The sequence below is a fragment of the Pontimicrobium sp. MEBiC06410 genome, from assembly GCF_053601615.1.
In genome coordinates, this window is sequence record NZ_JBSHNT010000125.1 from 46518 (window position 1) to 57687 (window position 11170).

At 36.3% G+C, this 11170-nt stretch carries 9 protein-coding genes; 3 read left to right on the forward strand and 6 right to left on the reverse strand.

Annotated elements, in window-relative coordinates; all coding sequences use genetic code 11:
* Positions 1-7: 7 nt before the first annotated feature.
* Together ACVC08_RS01730 and ACVC08_RS01735 are read left to right on the forward strand one after the other, a co-directional pair.
* Complete coding sequence (locus ACVC08_RS01730; RefSeq protein WP_452600755.1) at positions 8-220, forward strand: heavy-metal-associated domain-containing protein; 213 nt, start codon at positions 8-10, stop codon at positions 218-220.
* Positions 221-239: 19 nt separating this feature from the next.
* Positions 240-1040, forward strand: a complete 801-nt coding sequence (locus ACVC08_RS01735) for a M90 family metallopeptidase (RefSeq protein ID WP_452600756.1) — start codon at positions 240-242, stop codon at positions 1038-1040.
* Positions 1041-1232: 192 nt separating this feature from the next.
* On the opposite strand, the gene ACVC08_RS01740 is transcribed toward ACVC08_RS01735, so the two are convergent.
* The 6 genes from ACVC08_RS01740 to ACVC08_RS01765 form a co-directional block, all read right to left on the reverse strand.
* Positions 1233-1649 carry a Fur family transcriptional regulator gene (locus tag ACVC08_RS01740; protein ID WP_452600757.1) on the reverse strand — a complete coding sequence of 139 codons (417 nt, stop codon included), beginning with the start codon at positions 1647-1649 and terminating at the stop codon, positions 1233-1235.
* A gap of 16 nt (positions 1650-1665) precedes the next feature.
* Positions 1666-3672 (reverse strand): heavy metal translocating P-type ATPase, encoded by a 2007-nt coding sequence (locus ACVC08_RS01745; protein ID WP_452600758.1) that lies wholly within the window; start codon positions 3670-3672, stop codon positions 1666-1668.
* A gap of 10 nt (positions 3673-3682) precedes the next feature.
* Complete coding sequence (locus ACVC08_RS01750; RefSeq protein WP_452600759.1) at positions 3683-4099, reverse strand: Fur family transcriptional regulator; 417 nt, start codon at positions 4097-4099, stop codon at positions 3683-3685.
* 113 nt (positions 4100-4212) lie between these two features.
* Positions 4213-5457 carry an efflux RND transporter periplasmic adaptor subunit gene (locus ACVC08_RS01755; RefSeq protein WP_452600760.1) on the reverse strand — a complete coding sequence of 415 codons (1245 nt, stop codon included), beginning with the start codon at positions 5455-5457 and terminating at the stop codon, positions 4213-4215.
* Between the two features lie 20 nt (positions 5458-5477).
* Positions 5478-9911 carry a CusA/CzcA family heavy metal efflux RND transporter gene (locus tag ACVC08_RS01760; protein WP_452600761.1) on the reverse strand — a complete coding sequence of 1478 codons (4434 nt, stop codon included), beginning with the start codon at positions 9909-9911 and terminating at the stop codon, positions 5478-5480.
* A gap of 125 nt (positions 9912-10036) precedes the next feature.
* Complete coding sequence (locus tag ACVC08_RS01765; RefSeq protein WP_452600762.1) at positions 10037-10351, reverse strand: DUF6660 family protein; 315 nt, start codon at positions 10349-10351, stop codon at positions 10037-10039.
* Positions 10352-10770: 419 nt separating this feature from the next.
* Here ACVC08_RS01765 and ACVC08_RS01770 point away from each other — a divergent pair, with 419 nt between their 5' ends.
* Positions 10771-11085 carry a S41 family peptidase gene (locus ACVC08_RS01770; protein ID WP_452600763.1) on the forward strand — a complete coding sequence of 105 codons (315 nt, stop codon included), beginning with the start codon at positions 10771-10773 and terminating at the stop codon, positions 11083-11085.
* The last annotated feature ends 85 nt before the right edge of the window (positions 11086-11170 follow it).

The following is an 11170-nucleotide window of genomic DNA, read 5'->3' on the forward strand; positions in this document are numbered from 1 at the left end:
CAAAATTATGAAAACTTTAAAATTTAAAACAAATATCAATTGTGGTGGTTGTGTATCAAAAGTAACCCCTTTTTTTAACAAACAAGATGGTGTTGAAAGCTGGGAAGTTGATACTACCAATCCAGATAAAATTCTAACAGTAGAAAGTGATGGTGCCTCAGAAGAAGATGTAAAAGCTACTTTGCAAAAAGTAGGATTTAAGGCAGAGTCCTTAGAGTAATATCTTTAAATATATTAATATGAGTTACGTTATTCTCTTAAGTGTCATTCTTCTTTTGGTTGTCCACTTTTATAGAAAAGCACAGAGACAAAAGGTGCAACCTTTCCCAAAGCATTGGCACGAATTGTTGTTGGATAATGTGCTCTACTACCGTAATCTTTCAACTGAAAAACAAGTAACTTTTCAGAAACGAATGATGCAATTTTTAGGCGAAGTCTATATAGATGGTGTACAATTTGAATTGCAAGAATTAGACAAAGTTTTAATTGCTGCGAGTGCAGTAATACCTGTTTTTGGCTTTAAAGAATGGCATTACACCAATTTAAGTGGAATACTATTATATCCAGATAATTTTAATGAGGATATGCAATTTGGAGCTAAGGATAAAACGCGTAATATTGGCGGAGTAGTCGGGAATGGACGGTTTGAGAAGCAAATGATTCTGTCTAAAAAAGCATTGTATCATGGCTTTAAAAACACAACCGATAAGAGCAATACTGGTATACATGAATTTATTCATTTAATTGATAAGTTAGACGATAGAACAGACGGTATACCAGAACGACTATTAGAACATCAATACGCAATACCTTGGTTAAATTTAATTCATAAAGAAATGGAAGCGATAAATAACAATCATTCCGATATTCGAAAATATGGAGGGACTAATCAAGCTGAGTTTTTTGCTGTAGCTTCAGAATATTTTTTTGAACGTCCCGATTTACTTAAAAAGAAGCATCCTAAAATTTATAAAATGCTTACTTTATGTTTTAACCAAAAACTAATTAAAGAAAGTAAAAGTGAGATAACAAAAGTGTAAAGGTCAATATGAATCAAATAAAAAAATCTATTAGGATTTTTTTATTTGATTCATATTTATAGATTCTTTTTTGTACAGAATTCTGTTATGGTAAAAAGAAAGATTTGAAAGGATTCAAGATATTCAGTATGTGGTTTGATTGAATATGTTTTAGGTACGAAAAAATTAATTATAAATTGTTTAAAACTATTCCTAATTGTTCTTTTTTTGGCATTTTTTACAAAAACCTTTAATAACCATATTGATTTCGGCTATTTCGTACCCTCTTGGTAAACTTTCTTTTGATATTTGGTTTTCTAAACATTTAGTGGTATTACAATTAATACAGTGCAAATGTATATCGTTTTCTTTTTTGGAAATGGCGAACTTTATTGTTCCTGTACCATCATCTATTCGATGAACTATGCCTTTTTCCTCAAATTTTTTTACAACTCTATAAAAGGTTGTCCTATTTGCTAATTTTTTTGGAAATCTGTTTTTTAAGAAAGCTGCTCTTATATTTTGTAAACCAACGGCGGTATCTTGTAACATTAAGAATTGAAGAATGCCAATTCTCATTTTAGTAGGTTTAATACCCTTATCTATTAATATTTCGCTGTTCTCATCCATTTTAGTGTAAATATTTTCAACGATTTTCTTTATTCTTTTTATACGCTAACAATCGTAATGCATTAATAACTACAATTAAGGTTGAACCTTCGTGGATAGCTACGGCAATTCCTATACTTGCCCATCCCATAATGGTAGATGGTATAAGTAGGGCTACAATTCCAAGACTTATCCATAAATTTTGCCTTATTATGGATTTGGCGCTTCTACTTAAGCCAATGGCAAAAGGCAGAACCTCCAATTTATCTGCCATTAATGCGATATCAGCAGTTTCCAATGCCACATCACTACCGGCAGCTCCCATGGCAATGCCTACGGTACTGTTTGCCATGGCAGGTGCGTCGTTTACTCCGTCACCAATCATCGCTATCCTCTTTTCTTGCAAAGCCAGTTGCTTTATAGCTTCAACCTTTTCTTCTGGGAGTAAACTTCCCCTAGTTTCAGTCAATCCTATTTCTTGGGCTACGGCATCTGCTACTTTTTGGTTGTCGCCTGTAAGCATAATCATTTTTTTGATGCCTATTTTCTTTAGTTGTACTAAGGTTGCTTTTGCTTTTTCTCTAGGCGTATCCATTAACCCCAACATGCCTATGAATTCATTTCCAAGTTTTATCAACATTGTTGTCTTTCCTTCTCCTTCCAATGAATGTACTTTTTCAACCACTTCTTTCGGAACACCATTGTCTATATTATCAAACAGCTCTAGATTACCAATGTAAACGAGTTTGCCTTGATATTCTGCTTTGATGCCTTTCCCTTGTATAGCTTCTGTATTACTCGCATTGGGGATATTCACATCTGGGGATAATTTCATTTTCCCATCTCTAACTACTGCTTTGGCTAATGGATGGTCACTTAATTCTTCAACGGCAATAGCTACTTTTAGTAAGTCTTCTTTTTTGGTACCGTCAAAACCAATGGTATCGGTCAATTTTGGTTTCCCTTCGGTAAGAGTCCCCGTTTTATCAAATGCCAAGGCAGTTAAAGAACCTAAATCTTCCAACGGACGCCCTCCTTTTATCAGAACCCCTCCACGGGCTGCCCTGGCCACCCCACTTAGTACTGCCGATGGTGTTGAAATGGCTAATGCACAAGGGCTTGCTGCTACTAAGACCGCTAAAGAGCGATATAGACTTTCGTTCCAAGTTTCATCAATGACTAGAAAGGCAAAATTGAGTAGGATGACCAACAGGATAACCGAAGGCACGAAGATTTTTTCGAATTTGTCGGTCAACAATTGCGTAGGCGACTTTTGCTCTTGTGCATTTTGAACCATGGTTACCAATCTGCTTAAGGTAGAGTCCTGTGCTTCTTTAATAACTTTTACTTCTAAAACATTGTTTCCATTTATGGTTCCTGAAAACACTCGGCTTTCTTTGGGGATATTGTTATGGTTCTCATAATTTGTATCAAGGTTTTCTATGGACTTTTTATCTACAGGAACGCTCTCTCCCGTAATAGGTGCCTGATTTATGCTACTTGATCCACTAACAATAATACCATCTGCCGAAATTTTACTGTTAGGACGAATAACAATGATATCTCCAATTTTTAAGGTCTCGATAGCGACTTCTTCGGTTTTCTTTCCTTTTTTCAACAATGCGGTTTTAGGGGCTAAATCGGTAAGGGCTGCAATGGATTTTTTTGCTTTTCCCATAGCGTAATTTTCTAGGGCATGCCCCAAGCTAAAAAGAAACAGTAACAAAGCACCTTCTGCCCATTCTCCCAAATAAGCTGCTCCTGCCGCTGCTACGAGCATTAAAAAATCAATTTCAAACTCACCTTTTGAGATTTTTGTAATGGCTTCTTTTAGGGTAAAATACCCTCCAAAAAAGTAAGCTGAAATATATAATCCAAAAGGAATACTGCTTGAAGTACTTCCATATTTTTCCAGTAAATATCCTGTGATTAAACAAATACCACTTAAAATTGCAAAATAGAGCTCCGTGTTTTTTCCAAAAATACCACCATGGTCATGATGATGCCCTCCTTCTTTGTGATGTTTTTCGTTATTGTTTATCATACTTTAATTTTTAATTCATATTACATTTTTCACAAATACCTTTTACAATAAGATTCATGTCTTCTGCTTCATAACCTTTCGGTAGATTGATTTGCGGGATTTTATAATCCGTCAAACAAACCGTTTCTTGACATGTGTTGCATCTAAAATGTAGGTGCAGGTCGTTATTTTCCTTAGATGTAAATTGGTCTTTGCAAATAGCATATTTTATAATACCTGTGCCATCTTCTATAGCGTGTACAATACTTTTGTCTTCAAATGTTTTTATAGTGCGGTATAAGGTGCTTCGCTCTGAGGTGTCAAAGTTTTTTTCCAGTTCACCCAAGCTTAAGGCATTCTCTTTTTTTTCTAATAACTGATATACTAATAGCCGCATTGCTGTGGGACGAATCTCTTTATTTTCAAGTATTATTGCTATTTTTTCCATTTTATTAGTTGTTATCCGTAATGATTTTTTGAAATGGGTCTGTTGTTTATTTCTCTATGGAAAGCTATCGAACAGACCCTTACCAAATAATCAAAATCAATTTTTATATTTTATTAATGACTATGTGATGTTTCGCCTTTTTGCATTTCCGATATCAGGTAGTAAGCATTGTTGAATACTACCTGCGTGTTTTCCAAAAGAGGTTCCAGTAGCTTTATTTCCACCCAGCCATCTTCGGTTATTCCTGTGCGGACTTCAATCGGTTTTAACTCCCATTCAACTTCTCCGTCTTCTAAATGTTTTTGAGCTGTAAAAATGAACGGCTTTCCGCCTTCTTCTATAATGGCGTCTTCTGGTAAGGCCATCACTGGTGCCTCACCAGTCCTTATTTTTCCATTGATGTACATTCCGGGGATAAGGAAATCTTCTTTTTTATCGATTTCGGCATGTATGTGCACTGCTTTTGGGTTTTGCTCAAATTGTTTTCCTACGGAATAGATCTCACCTGTAAGGTTGCTATTGGACACCGATTCTAATGTGAAAGAAATTTTTTGCCCCTTTTTAACTTTATGGATGTCCTCTTCAAAGACCATCAAATCCGCATGAATATGCTCATTATCCACAATTGCAAACATAGGAGTCTGTGGTGCTACATATTGCCCCATTTGAACTTTTACTTTCTCTATATAACCTGCAATAGGGCTTGTTACAGGAACATATTCGTAAATTTCACCGTTCCTTATTTTTGAGGGACTTATATTCAATTGTCGTAACTGCGATTCATAGCCTTTTACCTCTGCTTTAATCGATAGATAATCTGCTTCTGTTTGCTGAAACGTCTTCCCTGAACCAACCTTTTCTTCATATAATCGTTTTTGGCGTTCGTATTCTTTTTCCAAAAACTGCATCTTATTAAAGGTTTTAATATAATTGGTTTGGATCTGGGACAGGTCGGGGTGGGAAAGGTATGCTAAGGTCTGTCCTTTACGCACTTTATCACCTTCTATGACTTTAATGCCACTTACGTTACCGCCCAAAATGGCAGTTACTGTAGCTTCATATTGAGGTGGGACCTCCAATTGTCCGTTAGCTTTAACCACACCCGAAAGCGATTTTGTTGGTAAAGAGCCAACTTTAATGCCTAAGCTATTGAATTTTAATTCGGATAAATGCACTGCTTCACCTTCTTCTCCAGAACCTTCTTCGCTTTCTTCATGTTCTTCTCCTTCTTTATGGTCATGGGCTTCTTCTGTGTTGGAAAGCTTCTGGTCTTCGTTTTGCTTAACCTCTTCCTTGCACCCCATAAAAAGGGCTAACACAAGAGTTAACATTAAAATCTTTATTATTTGTATTTTCATCTTATTGTTTGTCTTAAATTTTAGTTAGAATTTTTTAGGTAATATTCGAGTTGGTAACGACTGTCCAAGTAGCTGTTAAAAGCTTCCCAAGCACTTATTTCTATACGGATAACATCTCGGATATTCTGTAAGAAAGCCACGTAGTTGATGGCTCCTTCCTTAAAGGCCAATATGGTACCTCTTTGCTGTTCTTTGGCCAATGGTAGTGCTTTGTTTTTATAATAATCCCACGACGTTTTCCATTTTATAAAATCTTCCCGCATATTTTCATAGGCTGTTTTTACCTTTAGCTTTTCGGTATAAAAATTCTCTTCTGCTATTTTTTTGTCAATTTTTGCCTTTTGCGCTCTTCCTAAATTGGCACCGAAAAACAATGGAATTTGTACCCCTACTTGATATTGATAAAATCCTGATTGCCCGTTAATTTGTTGTCTGCCGTATTGCGCCTGAAACTTTGGCAAAAATTCAGATTTTTGTACCCTGGTAAATGCCTTGGCTACCTGTATTTGCTGCTTTGAGGCTTGAAGTAGCGGATGGTTCTCCAAGGATGTCGCGCTATAATCAAACGGAGCTTCTAAAGATTCCAATGAAGCATTTGGTGCACTGTAGAACGTATCACTGGCAAACCATTGGTTTAACTGTTGCAATGCTTTGTTGTATTCCCTAAAAGCCTGTTCTTTTTGAATTTTGACCTCATTGGCTTGATTGGATGTTGCCAAATATTCTAGATTCGAAGAGGCTTCGGTTTCATACCTTATTCTGGCCGCTCTCTCAATATCTTGAAAAACGGAATCCATTTGTTTATATACTAAATATGTTTTTCGTTTTGTATATACATTTGCCCAAGACCTACTTACCTCGCGTTCCACTTCTAGGGCGGTTAAGTTTACAAGATTTTCTGCTAAATGGATACGTTCCTTTTGCAACTTTAATTTGGGAACAATTCCAAACACGTTGATGTCTTGCTGTTGCACTCCAATGGTGTTGAATGTGCCTTTATCTCCATTGCCTACTTCTTCCTTTCCTGTAAATATTTGGGTATTTCCAAAATCAAAGGCTGTTTTTCGCATCGCTTTTTCGCCTTCAATTCCAAGTTTTGCGGCTTTTAAACTTGGGTAATTGGTAAAGGCCATTTCCTTGGCTTTTTCTAAGCTTATTGTTGGCAGACTATCCTGTAGGGTTATTTTATTTTCCAATGTAATTTCTTGAGCAGAAACAGGAATAGTAAAACTCAATACACATCCTATGATTAAAACGGTAGTTATAGTACTTGGTTTTAATGATGAAAGCTTCTTTTTACCTTTGTTTTCTCCTCTTTTTTCAATGAATGTATATAAAATTGGAAGTACAATTAATGTTAGTAAAGTCGCCGTTAACATACCTCCAATAACTACAGTAGCCAATGGTCGTTGTACTTCGGCACCAGCCGATGATGAAAATGCCATAGGCATAAAACCTAAAATATCTGTAGTTGCTGTTAACATAATTGGTCGTATTCTTTCTTTGGTTCCTGTTAATATTCTTTCTCGTATGCTTGTTACACCTTCTTCTTTTAAGGAATTAAATCGGTTTATAAGTACCAACCCGTTGAGTACGGCAACTCCAAATAGCACTATAAAACCTACGCCTGCCGAAATACTGAATGGCATATCCCTTAACCACAGGGCAAATATGCCGCCAATAGCTGCCAGTGGGATAGCGATGTATATCATTATGGATTGTGAAAAAGATTTTAGGGCAAAATATAAGAGTACAAAGATTAAAAACAGTGCTATGGGTACAACAATGGTTAGCCGGTTTTTAGCACGTACGAGATTTTCAAATTCCCCTCCATAAGTAATATAATAGCCTGGTGGAAGGTTTAATTCCGCATCTAGCTTCTGTTGAATATCGGTTACTACAGATTCCACATCACGCCCTCTTGCATTTATTCCTACGTAAGTCCTGCGAAATGTATTGTCACGAGATATTTGCATAGGTCCTGGTACATAACTTATGTCTGCTACTTCTTTGATGGGAACTTGGGTGCCATCGGGCAAATCAACATATAAAGCACGTAAATCTTCGATACTTTTGCGGTGTTCTTCATCAAATCGGATAACCATATCAAAGCGTTTTTCTCCTTCAAAAATAACACCTGCATTACCACCAGCGAATGCCGCACTTATATAATCGTTTACTTTCTCTATGTCGAGCCCGTATTGTGCCATCTTTTTTCGTTTGAATTTTACGGTCATTTGTGGTAGACCTGATGTGCGTTCTGCGTTTACATCCCCAACACCTGGAACGGTTTGGATAATAGCTGCCATTTCCTCGGCTTTTTGGGAAAGTACTTCTAAATCTTCACCATATAGTTTTACAGCAACATCTTCCCGAACGCCTGTTAGCAATTCGTTAAAACGCAATTCTACAGGTTGGCTAAACACCAAGTTTACACCTGTAAGTTCACTATCTAGTTTATCCTTGATTTTATCTATTAATTCTTCTTTTGAACTTGCAGACGTCCATTTGTCCATATCTTTTTCCAGGATGATGAACATATCGGCAATATCCATAGGCATAGGATCGGTAGGAATATCGGCTACCCCAATTCTCGCCACAGCTGTTTTTACTTCAGGAAAGTTATCAATGAGTATGCTCTCTATTTTGTTTGATACATCAATAGCTTCTGTTAACCCTGTTCCCGGTCGTAATAAGGCTTGCATGGCAAGGTCCCCTTCATCCAATTGAGGGACAAATTCGCCTCCCATTCTTGAAAATATAAACCCTGAAACGATAAGTAAAGCCACAGCAGCCCCAACAACTAGGGTCTTTGCTTTTAACGCACCCTTTAAAAGTGGCAAATAGGCTTTTTGGATGCTTCCTATAATTTTATCACTGATGCTTTCCAACCAGCTTTCAAATTTACCAAACCAATTATTTTTGTTTTTAACAGGTTTCATAAATAAAGCAGACATCATTGGGACGTAAGTTAAGCAGAGGAAAATAGCTCCAATCATGGCAAATCCAAAGGTGAATGCCATTGGACGGAACATCTTTCCTTCAATACCAGTTAAGAAAAGAATAGGAGCAAAAACAATAAGAATGATGATTTGTCCGAAAAAGGCAGATCCCATCATAGTGCTTCCTGCATCATAAGCGACCTTATCCATAATCTCTTGATTGAATTTGAGTTTGCCAGAACGTATCCGTTTTTGAATTTCATAGACCGTTCCTTCTATAATAATTACAGCACCATCTATAATAATTCCAAAATCAATAGCTCCTAAGCTCATTAAATTTGCCCAAACTCCAAATTGTTTCATTAAGATAAAGGCAAAAAGTAATGACAGTGGTATTGTTGTAGCTGTAATTAATCCGCCTCTTAAACTCCCTAGCAAAAAGACCAATGCAAAAATGACGATAAGAGCACCTTCTAAAAGGTTTTGGGTTACAGTACTAGTGGTTCTTTCTATTAAATTACTTCTATCTAAAAACGGTTTAATTTCTAATCCTTCGGGTAGTGATTTTTCAACGTTTTGCATTCGTTCTTGTACATTGGTAATAACTTTGTTAGGATTTGCTCCTTTCATCATTAATACCATTCCACCTACGGCTTCACGACCATCTTGGGTAAAGGCTCCATAACGAACCTGGCTTCCAAATTGAACTTTTTCCGTAGCATCTCCTATGGTAATTGGTAGGCCATTTTCATTCCTGATGGAAATAGCCTTGATATCCTCCAAAGACCTTATGAGTCCTTCCCCTCGAATGAAGTTTGCCATTTTGCTTTTTTCAATATAGGCACCTCCTGTATTGACATTGTTCCTTTCCAAAGCAGCAAATACCTCGGATATGGAAACACCTATGGCATTTAGCTTTTCGGGGTTTATGGCTATTTCGTATTGTTTTATGTTGCCACCAAAAGAGTTGACCTCCACAACACCATCCAAGAGTGTCATTTGGCGTTTTACGATCCAATCCTGGATGGTACGTAGGTCGGTAGGGGAGTATTTGCTTTCAAAGCCCTTTTTTGGTTTTATGGTATATTGGTATATTTCTCCTAAACCAGTGGTAATCGGTCCCATGGAAGGATTCCCGAATTTTTCTGGGATGCTTTCCCTAACCTCGTTCAGCTTCTCCTGTACCAATTGTCTGGGTTTGTAAATGCCCATGTCATCATCGAAGACGATGGTCACTACGGAAAGTCCAAAACGGGAAATGGAACGGATTTCGGTTACATTGGGCAAGTTGCCCATGGCCAGTTCCACGGGATAGGTCACGAATTGCTCAATGTCTTCGGTAGCAAGGTTTTCAGATACGGTAATGACCTGTACCTGGTTGTTTGTGATATCTGGCACCGACCCCAGATTTACGGTAGACATGGACCAAATACCGATTATGATAAGCGCCAATGTCAGTAGTCCAACAATAAATTTATTATTGATGGAGAATAAAATGATTTTATTGATCATTATGAAAAAAATTAATTCAGTTAAACTTTTCGCTGAAGTTTGCATGGGGCAAAATCAACGCAATGAAAGTTCAGACCTATCGGGCAGAAGGGTCTAAAAAGGATGTAGTTGTCCTAAAAACTGAATTAAACCTGGGGTGGTTGTAGTAGGGAGTGGGTATATTCTTTGCCTATGTTATCGAAATGGATAATGGGTTCGAAAGGGAAGTCCATAACGATTGGCTCAAATCCTGATAGTCTAAAATCTATGGTATGTACATGGCAGCAGTGACAGGTGCAAAATGGAGAGCAAGAATCTGTAACATCATTGTGCGAATGATCCATATCTACATCCATAGCAAATTCTACTTTAGAATCATTTGCAGGTATACCAGTATCACTACATGGGACAGCATTTAGTGATAGTATATAAAAGGATAATATGAGTGTTGCTATTTTCACAATACAAAGATACGAAATTAACAAATGCACAAGTTGTGCAAAATCTAAGTTAATTCTAAAATGTATTAAATAGCAGGAACATCCAAAAGAATTGAATAAACTATTACAGACTAAGAAATATTTTTTTGATATTCTTGATAATCATTACGGATAGATCTAAAGTAATAAAGACAACACCTCTTACATACGTAAATCTTAGTTTCAAAACGGATAATCTGGTTTCAAATTATTCAATCAGACTTTTTTAAGTATTGTTCAGCATCAATTTATTGATTGCTTTGAAGAATTCCCTTGGTGCTTCCTGCGGCAAATTATGCCCTATGCCGTTAACAACTCGTCTTTCATAACTTCCTGTAAAAAAAATAATTGTTGGTTATGATTTTAAGACACTTCAAGAAAAATTTAATAGTGTATATCCGTTGCATAAAAAACAATTAGGCAACCAAATAAATACTTATTTCAATAAAGGAAATAAAACTTATTATTTTCAGTTAAACTCCTTTAATTGGATCGAGGATCCTACTGCTAATTTATACAGTAAATTAAAAAGAAAGTTTGAAGAAGTATTTAAAGATGTTAAAAACAAACAAGCAGAAAACTTAATTATAGATTTACGATTTAATGGAGGAGGAGACGTTGAAGTATCAGGGTTACTGTATTCTTTTATTGCTCAAGAAAAAAGTGGACATGCTATATTTGACAGGACAGTAAGAAGCGAGTTTATATATTTATAAACTTTAATAAAATAACAATGTCAAAACCACGAAATTTTTACACCAAAGAATTTAAACATAAAGCTGTAGAGCTTAGTTATGCAAA

Excerpts from the sequence above, each read along its gene's own strand:
- ACVC08_RS01730 (WP_452600755.1), top strand. The coding sequence starts at position 8 with ATGAAAACTTTAAAATTTAAAACAAATATCAATTGTGGTGGTTGTGTA.
- ACVC08_RS01735 (WP_452600756.1), top strand. The coding sequence starts at position 240 with ATGAGTTACGTTATTCTCTTAAGTGTCATTCTTCTTTTGGTTGTCCAC.
- ACVC08_RS01740 (WP_452600757.1), bottom strand. The coding sequence starts at position 1,649 with ATGGATGAGAACAGCGAAATATTAATAGATAAGGGTATTAAACCTACT.
- ACVC08_RS01745 (WP_452600758.1), bottom strand. The coding sequence starts at position 3,672 with ATGATAAACAATAACGAAAAACATCACAAAGAAGGAGGGCATCATCAT.
- ACVC08_RS01750 (WP_452600759.1), bottom strand. The coding sequence starts at position 4,099 with ATGGAAAAAATAGCAATAATACTTGAAAATAAAGAGATTCGTCCCACA.
- ACVC08_RS01755 (WP_452600760.1), bottom strand. The coding sequence starts at position 5,457 with ATGAAAATACAAATAATAAAGATTTTAATGTTAACTCTTGTGTTAGCC.
- ACVC08_RS01760 (WP_452600761.1), bottom strand. The coding sequence starts at position 9,911 with ATGATCAATAAAATCATTTTATTCTCCATCAATAATAAATTTATTGTT.